Here is a 21,008-nt window from a genome sequence, read left to right as displayed (position 1 = left end):
TCGATAATTTCTCTCAATATGTTACTTAATTTTACTCCAGCCCATACTCTTTCCATCTCTTGTCAACAAGTCTTTTGATCTCATCAGACATAAAGAGTTCATCAGGCCAGTCGCGGGTCATGCCTTCTTCTCTTGTCTTGCGGGTTGCGTCTATGCCCATCTTTGAGCCGTAGCGCGGGAAGTTTGCGGCGTGGTCGAGGTCATCAAGCGGGCCGTCGGCAATGACGACATCTCTCTTCCAGTCAACATTATTAAGCACGCGCCATGCGGTGTAGGAGATGTTCTGCACATCCACATCATCGTCAACTATTATGAGGAGCTTTGCAAACATCATCTGCCCCTTGCCCCAGAGGCCGTGGATTATTTTCTTCGCATGGCCGGGATAGCTCTTCTTTATTGATATGAGAGCGCAGTTGTGAAATACGCCTTCCATCGGCAGGTTCATATCCTTTATCTCTGTGAACTCCATCTGAAGCAGCGGAAGGAATATCCTCTCAGTCGCCTTGCCGATGTAGCAGTCTTCCATAGGCGGTTTACCCACAAGTGTTGCGGGATATATCATGTCCTTCCTGTGAGTGATACAGGTGACGTGAAAGACAGGATAATGATCAGCAGCTGAATAAAATCCGGTATGGTCTCCGAACGGCCCTTCGATGCGTGTCTCTCCGGGTTCAAGATAGCCTTCTATAACAAGCTCGCTGTTCGCAGGAACCTCTATATCGGATGTAATGCACTTGACCATCTCAACAGGCTCTTTTCTTAAAAATCCCGCAAACATCATCTCATCTATCGCCTCAGGAAGCGGTGCGGTTGCTGAGTACATGACAGCAGGATCGCTCCCGACTGCGATTGCGGCGGGCATGCGTTTATTCATCGCCTTGTACTTGTCATAATGGCGCGCGCCGTCTTTGTGTATGTGCCAGTGCATGCCTGTTGTCTGTTTATCAAATATATGGATGCGGTACATGCCGCAGTTCGGCCTGCCTGTTTCAGGGTCTTTGGTAAATACCATCGGCAGTGTGATGAACCTCCCTTCATCCGTGGGCTGTCCGTCATTGGGCCAGCACTTGATTATGGGGAATTTGCTCAGGTCAGGGTTATCCTTTTCTATGACCTCCTGACACGGAGCATTTTTGACAGTTTTTGGAAAGAACTTTGAGAACTCCAAAAGCTTCGGCAGCATTGAGAGCTTCTCCATCAGAGTCTTTGGCGGGGACTGCTTGAGCAGATCATTTATTCTTGCGGCGACATCATTGATCTTCCCGACTTCAAGCGCCATCGCCATCCGCTCAAATGAGCCGAAGATGTTTGTCACAACAGGAAATTTGGAACCTTTTACATTCTCAAAGAGTAGCGCTTTGCCCCCGCCCGGGCCTTTACAGACCCTGTCGGTGATCTCGGATATCTCAAGGATAGGGTCAACCTCAGCCTTTATCCGCTTCAGCAGTCCCTTCTTTTCCAGGACAGCAATAAATTCTCTAAGGTCTTTATAAGCCATGAAGATATGATACAGGAATTAAGCTGTTGGGAACAAGATAGTATGGCTAAGCCTTTTCGTAATCCTGAAGCTCCTTAATCGTCTGCGGATTGTAGGTATTCAACTCCAGCCCCTGGCATTTTATCATGCATGCAAACTCAAAGACCTCAGCATTCCTGAGCACCGTCTTCAAGTCTTTACCTATGGCGATCTGGCCGTGACCGCGAAGAACAAGTATATTGCAGTCCTGGCCCATAATATTCGCCTTGATATCCTGTGTTAAAAGCTCAGACCCGGGATTGGAGTATGAGATCACCTTTATGCTCTTCAGATAGGCCGGGACCTCTGGGATAAAGTTAAGGTTGAAGTCAAGAGTTCTGGCGCAGGAAAGTGTTGTTGCATATGGCGATTGAAAATGCAAAATCGCCTTGATATCCGGCCGCTCAAGATAGATAGCCCTGTGAAAAGGTGTTTCCCTGGATGGTTCAGGCCCGTCATATTTATCTTTGTCATCAAGGTAACAGGTGGTTATGTCATCCTGTGTCAGCTCGCCGAGCCAGGCGCCGGAAGATGATATGGCAAACATATTCTTATAGAGCCGGGTGCTGATGTTCCCGCTTGAACCGACTACAAGTCCGGCAGCTTTTACTTTATGAGCGTGGCTGATGAGCTTTTCTATCATATTTAATTATCCCCACTTTGACAAAGGGGGGCATGGGGGGATTTTAAAATAATGGTGCAGATAATTTTCATTGCAAAAAATCTCCCTTAACCGTTATTAACATTCTACAATGGAACAATATAATTTAAAAGTGTAAAGACAAATATTGTAATGCTTATGTAGCCGTTCATATTGAAAAATGCCATATCCAGCCTGCTGAGGTCTGACGGCCTTACAAGTGAGTGTTCATAAAGAAGCATCGCGGCTGCGATAAGAACTCCGAAAAAATATATCGCAGATAGATGAAAAAGGGGAATGAGAAGGAGGAGCATCGAGATGGTGACGAGGTGAAATGCCCTTGCCGTCCACAGGGTCTTATTTATCCCGAACCTGCTCGGCACTGAATATAATTTCTGCTCTTTATCAAAATCTATATCATGCAGGGCGTAAAAAAGGTCAAACCCTGCTACCCAGAATAGCACAGCTATGACAAGTGGGAATATCTCCGGCTCAATAGTGCCTCTCACAGCTGCCCAGGCGCCGAAAGGGGCAAATGATATTGCGATACCCAGCACGACATGGCATAACCATGTAAACCTCTTTGTATATGGGTAAAGGATAATGATCGCTATGGCAAATGGAGAGATCATAAAACATAAATGGTTCAGTTTATATGCCGCTGCCACAAAGATGGCAAATGCAACGATAGTAAAGAATAACGCCTCGCCTGACCTTATCGCCCCGCTTGGAAGCTCCCTCTCCTTTGTGCGCGGGTTGAGGGCGTCTATCTTTTTATCAACGATCCTGTTCATCCCCATGGCGCCGGAACGCGCGCCGAACATAGCTATCGTTATCCAGAAGATCTGCCTTATGGTCGGGATGCCCCCTGCGGCGAGCAGCGCTCCTGTAAAGGCAAACGGCAGGGCAAAGACTGAATGCGAGAACTTTATCATCCTGAGGTAGTCTGTAATTTTCTTCAGCATCGACATAACGACTTATTGTAGTTTCAGGCAAGAGTAAAAGCAATATCATAGAATTGTTTTAACATGTTTGAACTTTCCCCTTGCCAATGTTAAAATATTTTCCGCTCTTGTACCTGCATTTTAAAAGAGCCTTATTGACTACCATGGCTGAGATAATCCCGTTCAAAGGTGTTTTGTATAATCCTGAAAAGGTCGATGCCGGAGCTGTTACGGCTCCTCCATATGATATAGTCTCGCCCAAAGCCAAGGATGATCTCTACCGGAAAAGCCCTCATAATATCATCCGCATAGATTTCGGCAAGGACAATGATGGAGACGATGAGAATGAGAACCGCTATTCAAGGGCATCTGCGTTATTAAACGAGTGGCTTAAGAAAGATATTCTGCATCAGGACTCTGAACCGGCTTTTTACTGTTATGAATCTGCCTATAGAGTTGATGGTGAAGAGAGGAGGCTGAGGGGCATTATCGGCGCGGTGAAGATAGAGGAACTCGGCTCAGGAAGGATCCATCCTCATGAAGAGACCCACTCAAAGCCGAAGTCCGACAGGCTGAATATCCTCCGTTTCTGCAGAGCCAATATAAGCCCGATCTTTTCCATCTACAGCAGCGCTGAAAAAAAGACCTCATCTATTTTGGAAAAGGTTGTAAAGAATAAGCCGTTTATCGAAGCTATTGATAGCGACGGCTTTATTAACAGGCTCTGGAAGATAAGCGATCAAGAGTCGATAGATGCCATCAGAAAAGAATTTTCAGATAAGGACATATTCATTGCTGACGGCCATCACCGTTATGAGACAGCTCTTGCGTTTAAGCATGAGATGGAGCAGAAGGGCGAATCAAAGACAGGTGACGAACCATTTAATTATGTCTTGATGTTCCTTGCAAATATGGATGAGCCGGGACTGACGCTCCTTCCTACGCACCGGATGGTCGAGATAAACAGCAGCATAAACATCACTGAGGTTCTGCGCCACTGCTTTGATATAGAAGCCTTTTCATATAGTAATGACTCAGAAGAAAAGGCTGCCATGGACAAGATGTTCTATGCCATGAAGACCAAACAATACTCGATAGGCATGTTTGATAAAGATGAAAAAAAATATTATGACCTAAGCTTCAGATGCCCGCATGACAGCCTTGATTCTCATGATATCCTCAAGAAGCTCGACGTGACTGTGCTTCATAAACTCATATTCAGGGAGATGCTGAAAGTTACAAATTATGAATACGAGATGTCTCCTGAAGCAGCTGTCGAGCGGGTGAAGAACAGCCCTGCGCGCGCAGCCTTCTTCCTGAGCCCCACAAGGGTGGAAGACTTGAAGGCTGTTGCGCTTGAGGGACAGAGGATGCCACCAAAGTCCACGTACTTCTTCCCGAAGCTTCTGACAGGCATGGTCATTTTTAAATTCTGAACCTTAATAAGAGAATATCATAAAGATGAAGATCGGCATCATCTCAGATTCGCACGACCATTCAGAAAATATCATAAAGGCTGTGAATGCCTTCAAAGAGAAGAAGGTCGATCATGTCATACATCTTGGCGATTACGTAAACCCCGCTTCTATCAAACTCTTTAAGGATGTAAAGCTAATCGGCATCTTCGGCAATAACGACGGTGACAAGTTCAGGCTGATCAATTCATTTAATGAGATTGGCGGCGAGATAAAGGGCGACTTCCACGAGTTTGAGGCTGACGGCCTTAAATGCGCATGTTATCACGGCACAGAACACCAGCTCAGAAAATCGCTTGTTGATTCAGGCACATATGATGTTGTCATGTTCGGCCACACTCATGCATGTGTAAATGAAAAGGCCGGCAATACCCTTGTTCTTAATCCAGGCACTTCCCACGGCTTCTGGAAAAAGGCGACTGTGATGATATTTGACACAGTGACGAGAGAAGCTGAGATAATCGAGCTGAAATAATTCCCGGCAAAGAGACCTATTATAAAACCTCCCCATACCCCTCCTTGGTAAGGAGGGGATTTAAAATTCTCCCCTTACCAAGGGGAGACACAGAGGGGTGATCTTCTCTTGCATCCCAACCATTTCCATCATATGATTTAAATCATGGCATCGGTTTTTGAAAAGAGTTTTAATAAAGAAGTTTCAAAAATAATTTCAACTTAAGGAGGATGTACAATGTTTTGTAACCAATGCGAACAGACAATGGAAGGCGGATGTGACAAGAAGATAGGGGTATGCGGGAAGAACGAGGATATATCAAGCCTTCAGGATATTACTATCTTCGGGCTGAAAGGTGTTGCGGCATACGCGCATCACGCCAGAGAGCTTGGAAAGAGCGATCCTGAGATAGACGCCATTACACAGGCTGCTCTCTACTCGACGCTTACAAATGTCAATTTCAGCCTGGCGGACAATATCAAGACAGCTCTGAGTGTGGGTACGGCAACTGTAAAGGCGATGGCGCTTCTTGATGAGGCACATACCTCAAGATTGGGAATACCCGAACCTGTGACGGTCTCTGAGGACAGGGTGCAGGGCAAGAGCATACTTGTCACAGGCCACAACCTCTACGCTCTTGAAGACCTGCTCAAGCAGACCGAGGGCAAGGGCATTAATATATACACCCACTCTGAGATGCTTCCTGCGCACGGTTATCCCAAGCTTAAGAAGTTCAGCCACTTAAAGGGAAATGTGGGCAAGGCATGGCATGACCAGAGAAGGGTCTTTGACGACTTCCCCGGAGCCATCCTCGTCACAACAAACTGCGTGATGCCTGTGAGAGGCACATACGGCGACAGGATGTTCACTTATGACGTGACCGGCGTTGAGAATTCATTAAAGATCGAGAACAATGATTTCTCTCCTCTTATTAAGAAGGCTCTTTCGCTGCCTGATGCTGATGTTAAATCAGACAAAACTCTGACAACCGGTTTTCATCATGAGAATGTCCTGAAGCTTGCTCCGCAGATAATAGAGGCTGTCAAGGCTGGAAAGATCAAGAGGTTCTTTGTTATCGCAGGGTGTGATTCACCGGGTGACGGGAGCGATTACTTCAGGGAGCTGGCAGAGCTTGTTCCAAAAGACTGCGTGATACTGACAACTTCATGCGGCAAGTTCAGGTTCAATGACATTGACTTCGGGAATATCGACGGCATCCCGCGCTATATAGACCTGGGACAGTGCAACAACTCTATCTCCGCTGTCAAGATCGCGCTCGCGCTCGCTGATGCGTTCAAATGCTCGGTGAACGAACTGCCTCTTACCATAGCGCTCTCATGGTTTGAGCAGAAGGCTGTCGCGATTTTGCTCGGCCTCTTCAGCCTCGGGGTAAAGAATATCTACTTAGGGCCCAAGCCGCCTGAGTTTGTGACGCCCGGCGTATTAAAGGTGCTTCAGGACAACTTCAACCTGAAGCTTACAGGCGATGCGAAAGTTGACATAAAGAACATGCTGGGATAATTAAGTTACAAATTATTACATCTTGCAGTATAAACAAAGACCCTCTGAGAAAAAATCTCAGAGGGTCTTTGGAATAAACAGATCAGATACTTATTTCTTTTTGTGTGAAGAACACTTTGATGACTTACCGCTTGCAGAATTCTTGCATGCTTTCCCTTCTTTGGTCTTTGCAGTGCATTTTGCCTTCTTCGGCGCGGCTGCCTTCTTTACTACCTTCTTCTTTGCAGCTTTCTTCGGTGCGGCCTTCTTCTTTGTCGCCATGCTTCCTCCTTTTAAGGTTGTACATGATATGAATCTTTGAATAAGTATACCAGAATAAATACTTAATACATAGGGGTATGAGTGAAGAACAAAATAAATTGATGAGAGGCTGATAGTATTTTCAATTGCCGATAGTATATAATTAGTTCCCCTTCATGCGGTTCCTGCTCTGTTTCCATAAACGGTCCGGAAGAACTTGTCAATCCGTATGCGGCACATTATAATTTATAAAAGAGAGGTTTTATGAAACGTGAAGACATAAGAAATATCGCAATCATCGCCCATGTTGACCATGGCAAGACTACGCTTCTGGACGGCATGCTGCAGCAGGCAGGCATATTCCGCGTCAATGAAAAGGTGCGTGAAAGGGTAATGGACAGCAACGACCTTGAGCGTGAAAAAGGCATCACAATAATGGCGAAGAACACCGCTGTTGATTACAACGGGATAAAGATAAATATTATAGATACCCCCGGTCACGCCGACTTCGGCGGTGAGGTAGAGAGGACGATGAAGATGGCAGACGGCGTTCTGCTTCTCGTTGATGCTTCTGAAGGCCCTCTGCCCCAGACGCGGTTTGTATTGAACAAGGCGCTTGAACTGAATCTGCCTCCTATCCTTGTTGTGAACAAGATAGACAGGCCTGACGCAAGGATACAGGAAGTGCTGAATGAGGTGTACGACCTCTTCATCGACCTGAACGCAACAGAAGAGCAGCTTGAGTTTCCCATAGTTTATACAAACGCAAAAGTTGGAACCGCTACGCTCGACCTGGATGTTAAGCCTGAGAACCTGAAGCCTCTCTTTGACCTTATAGTTAAGACAGTCCCGCCTCCTGAAGGTGACAAAGACGCGCCGCTTCAGCTGCTCGTAACAAATATCGATTACAACGACTATGTGGGCAGGATGGCTGTGGGCAGAATATTTGCCGGTACTGTGAATGTAGGGGATACCGTGGCTGTGATAAACATCAACGGGGAGCAGGTGAAGACAAAGATAACATCAATGTTCACTTACTCCGGCCTTGAAAGGATAGAAGCAAAGACGGCACATGTCGGCGACATTATCGCGCTTTCCGGCATTGAAGGCATCAACATAGGAGACACGATCACAGATATAAACAAACCGATGCCGCTTCCGAGGATAAAGGTGGATGAACCTACCATCTCAATGATGTTCTCCATCAACACATCGCCCTTCGCAGGCAAGGACGGAAAGTTCGTTACATCAAGAAACCTGAGGGACAGGCTCGAGAAGGAGCTTCTTTACAACGTCTCCATCAGGGTGAGTTTTGACAATACAGATTCATTCAAGGTCATGGGCAGGGGAGAGCTCCAGCTTGCGATACTCATCGAGATGATGAGGCGCGAGGGATATGAGCTTTCAGTATCAATGCCTGAGACGATCACAAAAGAGATCAACGGCGTGAAGAATGAGCCTATGGAGCTTCTTGTCATTGACGTTCCTGAAGATTTTGTCGGTGTTGTGACTCAGCAGCTCGGCATGAGAAAGGGCAAGATGCAGAAGATGCTAAATAACGGAAAAGGCAGGGTGAGGCTTGAATTCAGGATCCCGTCACGCGGCCTTATAGGTTTCAGGTCGCAGTTCCTTACAGACACAAGGGGCACAGGACTTCTCAACCATCTCTTTGACGGTTACGAGCCGTGGCACGGGCCTATGACATCAAGGCAGACAGGCGCGCTTGTTTCAGACAGGACAGGCAGAACCACTACATACGCTCTCTTTCACCTTCAGCCAAGAGGCGTGCTTTTTATCAGGGATAACATCCAGGTCTATGAGGGCATGGTCGTCGGCGAGAATTCGCGCGATAACGACCTCGATGTCAACGTGACCAAGGAGAAGAAGCTCACCAACATCCGCGCATCTGGCACTGACGAAGCGCTTCAGCTCATCCCGCACAGACAGCTGACGCTTGAGCAGTCTATAGAGTTCATCAAGGAAGATGAGCTGATAGAGGTCACGCCTCAGCATATCAGGCTGAGAAAGAGGGTGCTTGATCCGGGCAAGAGGCCGAAGAGAAGGGAATAGAGGAAGAAATACGCGGCTTAAAGTTTTTCCGTGATAACTTTTAAAGAGAGGCCCTCAAAAGAGCCTCTCTTTTTTTATTACTGGATACTCAATGACATATTGGCGGAACCGATTCGAAATGATTATAATGGATATGGCCGGCTGACATGAAAAGCCGCTGAGATATTAAATATTAACCGGAGGCTGACTATGTTTAGAAGATTCTTCAGCACAGAGAATGACATCTCACTCTTTTTCATGAGGCTGCTTCTCGGTTTGGTGATGCTCCCTCACGGCGCGCAAAAGCTTATCGGCCTCTTCGACGGCTCAGGATATTATGGTACTATCGCATTCTTTACCGGAAAGATGGGTCTGCCGTATTCTGTGGCGGTGCTTGTGATAATAGCCGAATCTCTCGGCTCTATTTTTCTCATCATAGGTTTCATGACGAGGCTGGCTGCTCTCGGCATTCTATGCATAATGACAGGCTGCATATATCTTGTGCACATTGAGAACGGTTTCTTCATGAACTGGTCAGGAAAGCAGAGCGGTGAAGGCTTTGAATATCACCTGCTTGCTATCGCGATAGCCCTTGCCCTGATGATCAAAGGCGGCGGAAAGTGGTCGATAGACCTGTCGCTGTCCGGCGGAAAGTCAAAGAAATAATATTGAATAGAAAAAGCAGTTAGATCCCGAACCAGCTTTTAAATACTTCCTTGATCTCTTCCATCTCTGAATCGGTCAATCTTTTGCAAGTCGGAATGATGCGGATAGAGATGCTCTTTCCATTGCCCCACGGCCACCAGGCGCATAGGATGCAGGCATCCTGCTGAGTATCAGAGGACATAAGCATCTGCCCCTCCCTGAGATTGCCAAGACTGCCATTTACCGCCTGCACTGTATCAGGAGCTTTTTCGATATTAGAAATGTCCCAGGCGAAGTCAAGATATTGATCAAGTATCGCGCGGACCTTCTCCCTGTCACCTGTATCAAACTGAGCCATAACTGTCCCAAAGTAATCGTCCCATTTCCATGAGATGACCCCATTGAACGCGGCTGAAAATTCTTTGCAGATCTTTTCAAGGCCTGATCTATTCAAGTCGCTTATGACAGCCTCCGGTCTCCAATTAAAATTTTGACGCTCTAAACAGTATAGTGAATAACTGCTGAGTTAACAACTGAATAGTTCATAAAAGCAGCCTTGCTAAAAAAATACCGGCGCTTTGGAGATCCGTTCAAACAGCTTTATCTTATTGCGGTGAGGGGCCCAGTTAAGAAGAAACGTTGCCAGCGCCTCCCATAATGAGATCCAGGCGGCGATCGTCAGGCCTTCTGCAAATAACCGGCTTACTACGGTCTCATCAATTGCAAGTTCCTGATTCACCAGGACAGAGAGGGTAAGGATCACAACTCCTATCGAGAAGAGGGTAAGAGCTTTTCTGGTCATCCTCTTTAATTCGCGGACTTCGAGTTCTTTCTGGTGCAGGAAGTAATTCCTAATGCTCATCTGCACGCGGGAGGTATTTGTATCGTCGGTCATCGCGGAGAAACGGAAACGGATAACAAAATCTTCCTTGCCGATCTCATGAACCGAGTCTATGAGATAATCAACAAACTCCTGATCCAGGTCTTTTTTGAGATACGGGGCGTTCTTGTCGAAATAATTGTAAAGGTCCTCTATCCTTTCGGTGGTGATATCTATTATCACCTTCCCGTCAGCTGTGCGCGAATATCTTTCGAGCAGATCTTTCTTCATATTAATGGCCCGTAATTAATATAAAAGTTTTACTCTGTGCCCCTGTCTATCCGACCTTTACCTTCCAGCCTGTGCCGTCGGCCTTGTCCTCAAGTATGATCCCCTGTTCAAGAAGTCCGTCACGTATATTATCCGATGTCTTCCAGTCTTTATTAGCCCTTGCTTCCTGCCGAGCAGATATCATCCCCTGGATCTTCTCTTCAGTCAGCGTTATCCCCTTGACCTTTATCAAAGACCTGTACCATTCTTCAGAGGTCCTGTTAAAGATATTCAATATGCCGCCTGCCTCGGCAAGAAGGCTGCGCGTCCTCTGCACAAGATCCTTTGCCTTCTGGCCTGACGGTTTTGCGTCAAGGAATTTATTCACTTCCCTTATAAGCTCAAATATATGCCCCAATGCAGATGCGGTGTTGAAGTCATCATCCATCGAACCCTGGAATTTATCCTTAAAAGAAGAGAGGAGCGCTTCCAGTTCATCCGAAGATGCGGGCTTCTCTTTCTCTACTGCATTTTTAATAAAATCAGCGATCCTTGTGGCTGTTGTGTAATACCTGTCTATGTACGACTCAGCCTCATTAAGATGCACATCTGAAAATTCTATGGGACTTCTGTAGTGCGCTGAGAGCAGAAATGTCCTGACCACTTCAGGGTCGTACTTTGCGAGTATCTCCTTGATGGTGAAGAAGTTGCCGAGCGACTTGGACATCTTCTCTTTTGCCAGTGTGATGAAGCCGTTGTGCATCCAGTACTTCACGAACGGTTTGCCTGTGTACGCCTCGCTCTGCGCGATCTCATTCTCATGATGCGGGAATGTCAGGTCTGCACCGCCGCCGTGAATGTCAAAGGTTTCGCCAAGATATTCCGACGACATGGCTGTGCATTCGATATGCCATCCCGGCCTGCCTTTGCCCCACGGGCTCTCCCACCAGGGCTCGTTTGGTTTTGATGCTTTCCAGAGCGCGAAATCAAGCGGGCTCTTCTTTCTCTCATCCACGTCAACCCGCGCGCCTGCCATCAGGTCGTCAACATTCTTCTTTGAAAGCTTGCCGTATCCTTCAAACTTCGCGACCTCAAAGTAAACATCACCATCAACAGCATACGCAAAGCCTTTATCAATAAGCCCGCTGATCGTCTCTATCATCTCTTTGATATGGTCTGTGGCGTTCGGCTCAATGTCAGCCCTGCTTACGCCGAGAAGCTCCATATCAGTGTAGTATTCATCAGTATATTTTTTAGCCACCGCTTCTGTGGAGATGCCCTCCTCATTCGCCCTCTTTATGATCTTGTCATCAATGTCGGTGATGTTCCTGACATGGGTCACCTTATATCCCCGGTATCTCAGGTATCTCTTGATGATGTCAAATACTATGGCGCTTCTGGCATGTCCCAGATGGCATACGTCGTATGCCGTGATGCCGCATACATACATCCTTACGTTATTCGGGTCAACAGGAATAAAGTTCTCCTTCTCTCCGCTCATTGTGTTATATACCTTTAACATTTCACCTTTCCCTTCCAGTTTGTTTATTCTGTTCTCAAGCGCGCTGATATATTCCTTCATCTCCCCGAACCTCTCTTCAACAGGATCAGGAAGGTGCACATGGTCAAGCATCTCAACAGGCCCTTCATCAAGTATCTTTACGACCCGCCTCTTTATCACCCTGCCCGGCACTCCAACAACAATAGAGTTTTCAGGCACAGAGTGAAGCACTACAGAGTTGGCGCCTATCTTTACATGGCCGCCGATAGTTATCGCGCCAAGTATCTTTGCCCCTGCGCCGACGACAACATTATTGCCCAATGTCGGATGCCTCTTCCCCTTCTCCTTGCCTGTGCCGCCAAGCGTCACCCCCTGATATATGAGCACATTCTCGCCGACCTCTGATGTCTCGCCGATAACGACTCCCATGCCGTGGTCAATAAAAAATCCTCCGGCTATCTTTGCTCCGGGGTGTATATCGATTCCAGTAAGTATCCTTCCAAGATTTGCCAGAAGCCGAGGGAGTACTGGCACTCCGGCATTCCAAAGTTTGTGATTCAACCTGTGCAGAACTATCGCCTGAAAACCGGGATAAGCAAGGATCACCTCAAGCCGGTTCTTTGCCGCCGGATCCATATCAAAGACCGTCTTAAAGTCCTTACGCACATCACCCCAGAATCCCATAAACGGTATTATACTATAAAAGTCTCCGGTAGTCAGAAGAAGATTGGAAGAGTATTAAGGCTCCATCTCATTTTAAATTCACTCTGAGGTTTCTATCTTTCAAAGTAATTTTCCGAGGTGCTAGCACAATTTTATTTTATTGACCCGGCTATAGATTCTTGTTATTATCCAGTTGACTATCTGATAACTGGTTATGTGCAAATAATAAAAAGGAGAAACTATTATGGTTCTTATCGAGTCTCTTGATGATTTGAAAGCTAACTTGCTCACTTTAGAAAAATACCGAAATAGCAACGAGGCAAGGTATACTGAATTTTATAAGGAAATTATACGGCGTGGCGCATGTTTTATTGTTTACATGAATGATGAAAATATCCATTTTGCGCCTAGCAGATTTATAGGATACAAAAACAATAATATGAACGACCATATCGGAAGTAATACAAAAGACGGCAGAGTAACCAATCCAGTCATTGACAAAATCATTGGCAATAAAAGTGAACAAAACAGATCGAGAGAATTAGAATACATGAAATTTTGTAATGAACTAGGTGTTGACGCATGGAAAAGGAAAAAGAAATTCTGGGAAACTGAAATCATAGTGAACACTTAACAAAAGCATCAACACCGACCGGGGTTAATTCTGTTTTGCTTTAAGCATCTCTTTCGCATGCTTCAATGACACATCCGATATCTCACCGCTGAGCATACGGGCGATCTCCTCGACCCGGGCATCCTTCTCCACCCGATTTATCCTGACCCTGGTCTTGCCTTTCTCCGTCTTCTTCTCTATCTTGAGATGGATATCGGCGTAAGATGCTATCTGCGGAAGGTGCGTTATGCATATCACCTGATGCATGGATGAAAGGTCCTTCAGCCTTTTGCCCACAGTCTCAGCTGCCTTGCCCCCGATGCCAGCGTCTATCTCATCAAATACCAAGACAGGGATATTGTCGCCGTCAGACATGATGCCCTTTAGCGCAAGCATCACCCTTGAAAGCTCGCCTCCGGATGCTATCTTTGAGAGCGGCTTGAGCGTTTCGCCGACATTCGGAGATATGAGAAACTCGATATCATCGATTCCCATTGATGTCACTTTAAAGCCGTCTGCCGTATCATCACCCTGCTGCTGTGCGATGCTTATGGAGAATTGAGTGTCAGGCATGGAGAGCTTTGAAAGTTCCTCTATGATCTTCGGCTCAAGTTTTTTCGCAACCGATTTCCGCTTCTTTGAAAGCTCATGCGCCTTTTCAGTCAGCCTATTCCTAGAGTCATCAAGCTCTTTTTTAAGACTGTCCAGCATCTCTTCAGAATGCTGAAGCTCCTCAAGCTCTATCAGCGCGCTCTCTCTCTTATCAATAACATCCTGAAGTGTCTCGCCGTATTTCTTCTTCAGCCTCTTTATCAGTTCAAGCCTCTCCTGAACCTCCTCAAGCCTTGCGGGATCAAAATTGATCCCATCCTTATAGTCCCTGAGAAAGTATGAAGCCTCCTCAAGAAGCGGCATCGCCTCCTCTGCCGACTTGAGCGCCTCTGCAGCGCGTGAGTCTATGACAGATATCTCTTTGAGGTCATTGATCACTGAAGAGAGATTTGTGATACTGGCAGAATCCAGAGAATAAAGAGAGTCATAAGCCCGGTTCGCAAGCTCAGCCAGACGCACCGCGCTGCTGAGTATCTTTGTCTCCTCCTCAAGCTCCTCTTCTTCTCCAACTTTAACACCGGCTGACTCGATCTCTTTTATCTGGAACTGGAGCATATCAATTCTCTGCAGCCTCTCTTTATCCTTTTGAGTTAGCGCGGATATCTTCTGCCTCAACCCGCTCATCCTTTCATAGAGATCTGAAACCTCCTGCCGCTCTTTATGCAGCCCGCCGTGTAGGTCAAGAAGCTCAAGCTGTTTTTCCGCCGCAAGCAGAGACTGGTGCTCGAACTGTCCATGGATATCAATGAGAGCACTGCTCGCATCCGAGAGCGTCTGAAGATTGATCATGGAATCATTGATATACGCCTTGCTCTTTCCGGTGGATGAAATATTCCTCGTAAGGATGATGCCTTCATCAGCCTCGACGCCTGAGTCGCGCAAGAATGTCTCTACAGATTTATTAAATGCTCCGGGTTTGATATCAAAGAAGGCCTGAACTGTCCCCTCTTTTTCTCCGCTGCGGATGATGGTGCTCGTCGCTCTTTCGCCGAGAGCAAGTGATAAGGCAGATATTATGATTGACTTGCCCGCGCCTGTCTCGCCTGTGAGAACATTCAGCCCTGGCCCAAACTCAGCAGCAGCATCTTCAATGATAGCGAGGTTTTTTATTCGAAGCTCACGCAGCATTAGGTATTTTACAACAGGGGGATAAATTAAGGAATCAAATAACGCCCCCAGGCTCTGCCTCTCCCCCTCTTAAGATAAGAGGGGGTAAAGGGGAGTTATGATTTTTTTAGAAGCGGGGAATAATATTTATGAACTTCCGTATGAATGAAGTCCTGAGAGTACGAGGTTAACGCCGAGATAGGTGAAGATAACAGCTACAAAGCCGATGATGGCGAGTACTGCGGCCTTCTTGCCTCTCCAGCCTGCGACGAGGCGGGCGTGGAGATAGACTGCGTAGACAAACCATGTTATGAGAGACCAGGTCTCTTTCGGGTCCCAGCTCCAGTATGTTCCCCATGCGCTGTTCGCCCAGATCGCGCCCATTATGACCCCGCCGATCGTGAAGAGAGGGAAACCTACAGCGATGCTCTTATAAGTCATGTCATCAAGCATGTTGACACTGAGGTCAAGGCCTCCTAAAACCTTCTTAAGCCCGAGTCCGAACCTCCATACTGCCGCAATAAATATTGTCCCTACAACCCAGCTTAATGCCATCATGAATCCGGATGTGCTCTTGAATGTGGCTGTAAGGAAATAGCTCTGCAGCATTTGCCCGCGCTGTACAGATGAAAGGTTCACATAGTCAATGCCCATGGCAATAAGCACAACGAGAAATATCCCTATGACAACGCTGCCGAAGATATAGGGTATCTCATTCCTGGAATCAGTTATCATGATAAGGTACGCTGTAGCAGCGCCGAAAGAGACGCCGAAAGCAGCATAGCCTATGAAGCTCAAAAAGACATGGAAGAGGAGCCAGTTTGACTGAAGCGCAGGCACAAGAGGCTCGATCTCTGTGGACATTCCGGATACATCTATGAACGCAAGCGCAAGAGCTGCAACAGGAAGGACAAAAGCGCCGAGAGAGCGGTTCTTGTATTTAAACTCGGTCAGCAGGTGCATGGCTATCAACGCCCATACAAAGAAGATAAGCGACTCATAAAGATTCCTCAATGGGGCACTTCTTAAAACAGACTCGATCGTTCCTGAGTCAGGCACTCCACCTGTCCAGAAGTTAAAGGAATCACGCCACCTTAGAGCCAAGGCAATGGTTTGGCTTAAAAAACCCAGCATGGTAATGCCGCTGGCTGCAACAGCTATACCTGGTTTTCTGAAACCGACATAGCTGAAATAAACAGCCATGGCTATAAAATATAATCCCGTTGATATTCCAAAGAAAGTGCTGCTCATTTTGTGCTCCTTGCCTCGATCGCTTCAGAGGTCTTAGATAATATGCTTTCTATCTCCTGCTCAAAAGAGAGCCTGTTCTTTGTGGCAGAACCCCCGATCAGGATACTGACGGAATTCTTTTCGTTTACGAGCCTGACCCATATCTTTTTATTGCTCATAAAGAATGTGACATAAAGGCCTAAGCTCATAATAATACATGCTAAATAAATAATCCATACTCCCGGGTCCTTTGAGACCTGAAGCCCTGTATACTCCATGCCCCAGTATTCCACAAACTCGATACTGTGCCCTCCGTCCAGGAGCCATGTCTCAGGATGGCGCTGAAGGAACCAGCCGGTATATGGAGCCTTGCCCGGTTCCTCGATCTGAATTGCGATCGCAGGCTCCATCATCTGATCATCAAATGTATATAATATATTGGTACCAGGGTCACGGCTGAGAGCAGGTGAAAAGTCTGCAATAGTACCTTTTATCCCTGTGCCCGGGATCTGAAAAGACTCACCGTATTGAAGCCTGATGGTCTGCGGCTGGCCTCCTTCGGGGGTCATATTAAGAATGAACGCACCCAATCCGATGGGTATCTTGCCGAAGCTGGACGGATAATAAGAGATGTTCGGGTACATCTGCAGGGCGCTTCCATAGTTGGACTGATAAAATGTGATCCCTTTATATGTAAGCGGGTCATTGACCTCAATAGCCTTTGTCAGGACTTCCTTGCCGTCTTCTATGACAACCAGCTCGCTTTGAAATTCCTGCGGCCTGTAGCTTCCCTCATAATAGGTTGTGTTATACCAGTTGCATTTGACCATAAAATCCAAAGGTATCGTCTTCCCGTCAAAAGTATATATTGAACCTGATGAGCTGCCCTCGGGAAGGTTCAGGTATCCGTCAAACCCGAATTGAGCGCCGACCAGGGCGCCGACAAAAATAAGGAGGATGCTCAAATGCACAATATATACTCCAAGGCGGGTATATCTTCCTTTCTGTGAATACATCTGGACTGAATCACCCTCGGTTGCTTCAAGAGGCTGGTACTTCTTTGATTTCAGGGTGTTCAGGAACTCATCTCTTGCAACCTGAATGCTCGCCTTAACCTTGAGTTCTTTCTTTATCTGTAGGTTCTTTATTACATGTTCCTCAAGCGGATGGAGAGGGGTCTGGATTATATGCCATACCCTTGGCAGTTTATCGAGCGAGCATACTATAAGGTTTATGCAGAAGACAAAAAGGAGAAGCTTGAACCACCATGCGTGGTACATGTCCATAAAGTCGAGCGTAACAAAAATATTATAAAGGGTTGGCGCTGTATTGTCCCCGACTACCTTCGCCAGAAACTGGATGGCCTTGGCATCCTCCTGAGGTAAAACGGTCCCGACGATCGAGGTTATGGCAAGCAGCAGCAGAACTACTATGGCAAGCTTAATAGAAGCGCAAAAGTTCCAGATTTTCTGTAATAGGCCTGATTCCTGCTCTTTCAATATCTCTTCTCCTGAGTTGTTAAATTAGCATTAATATTTTATTGAAGTCAACTTCAGACGGGAGCAGCATTATTTCGGCAAAATAAAGTAAAAATTATTCCCGTAGCGGGTGGGCTCGTAACCCACTACCCCGCCGTGTATCTCAACGGCATTTTTTGTAAACGCCAGGCCATGGCCTGTCCCGGGCTTGTCAGACGCATTGTTTCCGCGGAAAGTATCCTCAAATAGCCTCCCGCGCTCTGCCTCATCAATATGCGGGCCGGTGCTGAATACATTCAGCTTGATGCCGTTTATTCCCTGCCCGAAGAAGTCATGAATTATCTCCCAGCCGTATGATATATACTTCTTGGTTTCCCCTGTATCAATTGTTACTTCCTGCGTGTATTTGACAGCATTGGAGAAGAGATTTGCATATACCTGCGCTATGAGCCCTATATCCACAACAGTTATGGTCTCTGCGTCAGGTATGCCGCTGAAGCGGTCATCTACTGAGATGCCCATGCTCTTAAACTGATCGATATAACGCTCTAACTGAGGCTGCACAACATCCTTCTTTATATTGCAGGGCTTTGTCCGGAGCGTCAGCTGCCCTTCGTCAAAATGGCTCTTTCTAAAGAGCGTCTCAATAAAGAGGCTCAGGTTCTTGAAATGCTTTTCAATGTTCACAAGTTCTGTGATCAAGCCCTGATTTACATCCGCAAGTTCCTGCAGGTGGTTTTCCATCCAGTCACTATCCATATTGCCTGAAAATACCTTTTCAGCAAGGGACATCTCCATCTCTATGTTCTTCTCTATCTTCCTTCTTAGCCCCTTAAGAAAGAGCTTATACACCATATTGGGAACTATAATATTATGTTCTATATCAGCAACCAGCGAGCGGATGAACCTCAGGTGTTCAATGTTCTTGTCAACCAGAAACCTGTTGTGAATATTGAACCCGATGCGGTTGGCATATTTCACAAAAAAGAGCTCGCCGTGCTGATCGATCCTCTCATCATAAAATACCTGGAGCAGCCCGAGGACATCATCCTCAATATGAAAAGGAAGCTGGTCGATCAATGATCTCTTCCCACGGATAGTCATAACCAGGCTTTTACTGTCAGTGTGGTAGGGATATTCTCTCGGGGCTAAATATTCAGGAACAGGCGATAGAAGTTCGGTTTCCAGGCCTTCTGTCTTTGAGACAAGCCTCATGAAGCCTAGTTTAGGGTCAATAACGTAAAGGCAGGCTTCCAGATTAAAGAAACTTTTTGGGATGGCCACGCATAAGTCATAAAAATCCTCAATATCGTCCAACTCCTGAGAAATGTCAAAGAATGTCTTTAAGGCGCTATTCTCTGTGTGTGTGAAACTATATCTGAAATAATCGCCTTTCTTGTTCTCAATGCGTTCAAATATGTGGTTGATATTTCTCATGTTGAAATGTAATAAAAAGATCCTATCTTATATAAGCCTCTGTCACATACCTTCTCATCATGCGGTGGCTGTTAAAGTAGTAGGCATTTTTGCCTATCGCGTTCTGCATCATCCTTATCCATGTCTTGCGGTCGTTATAATAAGTAGGGATGATGATCTTTTCGAGTTTATAATAAAGATCATCCGCATCTATCTTGTTTATGTTGTTCTCCGGGCCGATTCCGGTCGGAGCGGGGCCGATCGCCCAGCCGGTAAATCCCTCTATATGGCCTTCTATCCACCAGCCGTCAAGGACGCTGAAGTTCAGGACCCCGTTGTGAGCCGCCTTCATCCCGCTCGTGCCGGATGCCTCAAGCGGCCTTAGCGGAGTATTCAGCCATACATCAACCCCTGAGACAAGCTTGAGCGCTATCTCCATATTATAGTTCTGAACAAACGCTATCTTTATCTTGCCCTTCAGCTTCTCTATGGAAGAAAATATCCCCTGGATCAATTCCTTGCCGACATTATCCTTCGGGTGGGCCTTGCCTGCATAGATGATCTGTATCTTGCCGGAGCCGATATCTTCAAGCCGTTTCAAGTCAGAGAATAAGAGGTCAGCCCTTTTATACGCGGTGGCCCTTCTTGCAAACCCTATTGTGAGAGTTTCATGGTCCATGCCGGCGCCTGAAACAGAATTAACAAAATCAATAAGCTTTTTCTTCGCTTCGGAGTGCGCGGCCCAGATCTCTTCATCAGGTATGGAGCCTACCCTGACAAATATCTCAGGCTCATTTGCCCAGCCGGTCAGGTACTTGTCAAATATCTTCTTCATGCTCTCACATGTCCACGTGAAAGAATGCACGCCGTTCGTTATGGCGTTTATATGATAACCCGGGAACATCCCCTGTGAGACCTCACCGTGCTTCTTGGCAACCCCGTTTACATAATTGCTCAGATTAAAGCCGAGAAGCGTCATATTCACATTCTTCTCACCGGCAAGTTGTTTAAGCATCTTTGTCGGGAAATAGCTGCCGAACACACTATCGTAAAGCTCATAAGAGAACTTGTCATGGCCTGCTTCCAAAGGCGTATGTGTTGTAAAAACGCACAACTCTTTTACTGTTTTAATATCCCAGATCTGTGATTCGTCCCATACCGATTCTATATCTTTTTTATATTCCTGCAGCAGTTCAAGCGTCAGAAATGCCGCGTGGCCTTCATTCATGTGATACTTCTTTATCTTAAATCCCAGTTTCCACAGCATCCTGACCCCGCCGATCCCGAGGATCACCTCCTGCTTTATCCTGTAGCTGTCCCCGCCGCCATAGAGATGGTCGGTCAATGTCCTGTCATCCGTGCTGTTCTCAGGCAGGTCTGTATCAAGATATATCACAGGGACGATGCCGCCTGTAGGGCTGTTCACAAAATATACCCATGACCCTATGCGGACATCCCGTCCTTCGATCTGAACAGTAACCTTCTCCCCGGTATTGACCAGAAGGTCTGACGGCTCCCATACGGCAGGGTACTCTGTCTGACGGCCGCTGCTGTCGAGTTCCTGGCGGAAATACCCTTTTCTGCTTATAAGCGTGACCGCGACAAAGGGAAGTTTAAGGTCAGCAGACGACTTGACCGTATCGCCTGCAAGAACACCGAGCCCGCCGGAATATGTGGGTATCTCATCCCTTATGCCTATCTCCATTGAAAAATAGGCTATCTTCGGTTCAGTTATATGTTTTTCCAGCAGTGACATAGAGAAATATTATAGCAGATTTATACTGAACAAACGGTTCCGGCCATATCATCCCGGG

18 protein-coding genes and 1 pseudogene are annotated in these 21,008 nt (G+C 46.6%); 6 read left to right on the top strand and 13 right to left on the bottom strand.

Translation table 11 applies throughout. The annotated features are described in order from the left end of the window. Positions 1–31 precede the first annotated feature (31 nt). From Q7U10_03135 to Q7U10_03125, 3 genes are all read right to left on the bottom strand, one after another. Entirely contained in the window at positions 32–1,498 is a 1,467-nt protein-coding gene (locus Q7U10_03135; GenBank protein ID MDO8281610.1) for a menaquinone biosynthesis decarboxylase, read from the bottom strand. A 46-nt stretch (positions 1,499–1,544) separates the two neighbouring features. Further along, the gene (locus tag Q7U10_03130) at positions 1,545–2,159 is read right to left on the bottom strand and encodes a class II aldolase/adducin family protein (GenBank protein ID MDO8281609.1); all 615 of its coding nucleotides are present in this window, start codon (positions 2,157–2,159) and stop codon (positions 1,545–1,547) included. A gap of 104 nt (positions 2,160–2,263) precedes the next feature. Next, positions 2,264–3,127, bottom strand: a complete 864-nt coding sequence (locus tag Q7U10_03125) for a UbiA-like polyprenyltransferase (GenBank protein MDO8281608.1) — start codon at positions 3,125–3,127, stop codon at positions 2,264–2,266. Positions 3,128–3,264: 137 nt separating this feature from the next. On the opposite strand from Q7U10_03125, the gene Q7U10_03120 reads away from it, so the two are divergent. The 3 genes from Q7U10_03120 (at position 3,265) to hcp (ending at position 6,550) form a co-directional block, all read left to right on the top strand. After that, a complete protein-coding gene (locus Q7U10_03120) occupies positions 3,265–4,536 on the top strand; it encodes a DUF1015 domain-containing protein (GenBank protein MDO8281607.1) in 1,272 nt (423 codons plus the stop codon). A gap of 25 nt (positions 4,537–4,561) precedes the next feature. Continuing rightward, positions 4,562–5,050 carry a metallophosphoesterase gene (locus Q7U10_03115; GenBank protein MDO8281606.1) on the top strand — a complete coding sequence of 163 codons (489 nt, stop codon included), beginning with the start codon at positions 4,562–4,564 and terminating at the stop codon, positions 5,048–5,050. Positions 5,051–5,266: 216 nt separating this feature from the next. After that, positions 5,267–6,550 (top strand): hydroxylamine reductase, encoded by a 1,284-nt coding sequence (gene hcp, locus Q7U10_03110; GenBank protein ID MDO8281605.1) that lies wholly within the window; start codon positions 5,267–5,269, stop codon positions 6,548–6,550. 90 nt (positions 6,551–6,640) lie between these two features. Here the strand turns inward: hcp and Q7U10_03105 are convergent, their stop codons facing one another. Then, positions 6,641–6,811, bottom strand: coding sequence for a hypothetical protein (locus Q7U10_03105; GenBank protein ID MDO8281604.1), 171 nt, complete (start codon positions 6,809–6,811; stop codon positions 6,641–6,643). 243 nt (positions 6,812–7,054) lie between these two features. On the opposite strand from Q7U10_03105, the gene typA reads away from it, so the two are divergent. Together typA and Q7U10_03095 are read left to right on the top strand one after the other, a co-directional pair. Next, a complete protein-coding gene (gene typA, locus Q7U10_03100) occupies positions 7,055–8,860 on the top strand; it encodes a translational GTPase TypA (GenBank protein MDO8281603.1) in 1,806 nt (601 codons plus the stop codon). Between the two features lie 189 nt (positions 8,861–9,049). Beyond that, a complete protein-coding gene (locus tag Q7U10_03095; protein MDO8281602.1) occupies positions 9,050–9,505 on the top strand; it encodes a DoxX family protein in 456 nt (151 codons plus the stop codon). A gap of 19 nt (positions 9,506–9,524) precedes the next feature. Here the strand turns inward: Q7U10_03095 and Q7U10_03090 are convergent, their stop codons facing one another. From Q7U10_03090 to cysE, 4 genes and pseudogenes are all read right to left on the bottom strand, one after another. Continuing rightward, positions 9,525–9,938, bottom strand: coding sequence for a hypothetical protein (locus tag Q7U10_03090; GenBank protein ID MDO8281601.1), 414 nt, complete (start codon positions 9,936–9,938; stop codon positions 9,525–9,527). A gap of 105 nt (positions 9,939–10,043) precedes the next feature. Next, positions 10,044–10,595 carry a hypothetical protein gene (locus tag Q7U10_03085; GenBank protein MDO8281600.1) on the bottom strand — a complete coding sequence of 184 codons (552 nt, stop codon included), beginning with the start codon at positions 10,593–10,595 and terminating at the stop codon, positions 10,044–10,046. Between the two features lie 46 nt (positions 10,596–10,641). After that, positions 10,642–12,096 (bottom strand): cysteine--tRNA ligase, encoded by a 1,455-nt coding sequence (gene cysS, locus Q7U10_03080; GenBank protein MDO8281599.1) that lies wholly within the window; start codon positions 12,094–12,096, stop codon positions 10,642–10,644. A gap of 156 nt (positions 12,097–12,252) precedes the next feature. After that, a pseudogene (gene cysE, locus Q7U10_03075) lies at positions 12,253–12,759 on the bottom strand (serine O-acetyltransferase). A gap of 223 nt (positions 12,760–12,982) precedes the next feature. Here cysE and Q7U10_03070 point away from each other — a divergent pair. Continuing rightward, positions 12,983–13,372, top strand: a complete 390-nt coding sequence (locus Q7U10_03070; protein MDO8281598.1) for a hypothetical protein — start codon at positions 12,983–12,985, stop codon at positions 13,370–13,372. A gap of 24 nt (positions 13,373–13,396) precedes the next feature. On the opposite strand, the gene recN is transcribed toward Q7U10_03070, so the two are convergent. From recN to glgP, 5 genes are all read right to left on the bottom strand, one after another. After that, on the bottom strand, positions 13,397–15,091 hold the full coding sequence (gene recN / locus Q7U10_03065; GenBank protein MDO8281597.1) for a DNA repair protein RecN: 1,695 nt from the start codon (positions 15,089–15,091) through the stop codon (positions 13,397–13,399). 126 nt (positions 15,092–15,217) lie between these two features. Continuing rightward, positions 15,218–16,321, bottom strand: a complete 1,104-nt coding sequence (gene ccsB / locus Q7U10_03060; GenBank protein ID MDO8281596.1) for a c-type cytochrome biogenesis protein CcsB — start codon at positions 16,319–16,321, stop codon at positions 15,218–15,220. Continuing rightward, positions 16,318–17,799 (bottom strand): cytochrome c biogenesis protein ResB, encoded by a 1,482-nt coding sequence (locus Q7U10_03055; GenBank protein ID MDO8281595.1) that lies wholly within the window; start codon positions 17,797–17,799, stop codon positions 16,318–16,320. The genes ccsB and Q7U10_03055 overlap by 4 nt, the downstream gene beginning before the upstream one ends. Positions 17,800–17,868: 69 nt before the next feature. After that, the gene (locus Q7U10_03050) at positions 17,869–19,215 is read right to left on the bottom strand and encodes an ATP-binding protein (protein MDO8281594.1); all 1,347 of its coding nucleotides are present in this window, start codon (positions 19,213–19,215) and stop codon (positions 17,869–17,871) included. A 22-nt stretch (positions 19,216–19,237) separates the two neighbouring features. Further along, a complete protein-coding gene (gene glgP, locus Q7U10_03045; protein MDO8281593.1) occupies positions 19,238–20,950 on the bottom strand; it encodes an alpha-glucan family phosphorylase in 1,713 nt (570 codons plus the stop codon). Between the last annotated feature and the right edge of the window lie 58 nt (positions 20,951–21,008).

The sequence above is a fragment of the Thermodesulfovibrionia bacterium genome (assembly GCA_030646035.1).
Classification (GTDB): Bacteria; Nitrospirota; Thermodesulfovibrionia; order UBA6902; family UBA6902; genus JACQZG01.
This window is presented reverse-complemented; position numbering and strand designations above follow the sequence as displayed.

What these genes read in the sequence shown, in the direction of transcription:
- Q7U10_03135 (MDO8281610.1), bottom strand. Translation starts at nt 1,498, where the DNA reads ATGGCTTATAAAGACCTTAGAGAATTTATTGCTGTCCTGGAAAAGAAG.
- Q7U10_03130 (MDO8281609.1), bottom strand. Translation starts at nt 2,159, where the DNA reads ATGATAGAAAAGCTCATCAGCCACGCTCATAAAGTAAAAGCTGCCGGA.
- Q7U10_03125 (MDO8281608.1), bottom strand. Translation starts at nt 3,127, where the DNA reads ATGTCGATGCTGAAGAAAATTACAGACTACCTCAGGATGATAAAGTTC.
- Q7U10_03120 (MDO8281607.1), top strand. Translation starts at nt 3,265, where the DNA reads ATGGCTGAGATAATCCCGTTCAAAGGTGTTTTGTATAATCCTGAAAAG.
- Q7U10_03115 (MDO8281606.1), top strand. Translation starts at nt 4,562, where the DNA reads ATGAAGATCGGCATCATCTCAGATTCGCACGACCATTCAGAAAATATC.
- hcp (MDO8281605.1), top strand. Translation starts at nt 5,267, where the DNA reads ATGTTTTGTAACCAATGCGAACAGACAATGGAAGGCGGATGTGACAAG.
- Q7U10_03105 (MDO8281604.1), bottom strand. Translation starts at nt 6,811, where the DNA reads ATGGCGACAAAGAAGAAGGCCGCACCGAAGAAAGCTGCAAAGAAGAAG.
- typA (MDO8281603.1), top strand. Translation starts at nt 7,055, where the DNA reads ATGAAACGTGAAGACATAAGAAATATCGCAATCATCGCCCATGTTGAC.
- Q7U10_03095 (MDO8281602.1), top strand. Translation starts at nt 9,050, where the DNA reads ATGTTTAGAAGATTCTTCAGCACAGAGAATGACATCTCACTCTTTTTC.
- Q7U10_03085 (MDO8281600.1), bottom strand. Translation starts at nt 10,595, where the DNA reads ATGAAGAAAGATCTGCTCGAAAGATATTCGCGCACAGCTGACGGGAAG.
- cysS (MDO8281599.1), bottom strand. Translation starts at nt 12,096, where the DNA reads ATGTTAAAGGTATATAACACAATGAGCGGAGAGAAGGAGAACTTTATT.
- Q7U10_03070 (MDO8281598.1), top strand. Translation starts at nt 12,983, where the DNA reads ATGGTTCTTATCGAGTCTCTTGATGATTTGAAAGCTAACTTGCTCACT.
- recN (MDO8281597.1), bottom strand. Translation starts at nt 15,091, where the DNA reads ATGCTGCGTGAGCTTCGAATAAAAAACCTCGCTATCATTGAAGATGCT.
- ccsB (MDO8281596.1), bottom strand. Translation starts at nt 16,321, where the DNA reads ATGAGCAGCACTTTCTTTGGAATATCAACGGGATTATATTTTATAGCC.
- Q7U10_03050 (MDO8281594.1), bottom strand. Translation starts at nt 19,215, where the DNA reads ATGAGAAATATCAACCACATATTTGAACGCATTGAGAACAAGAAAGGC.
- glgP (MDO8281593.1), bottom strand. Translation starts at nt 20,950, where the DNA reads ATGTCACTGCTGGAAAAACATATAACTGAACCGAAGATAGCCTATTTT.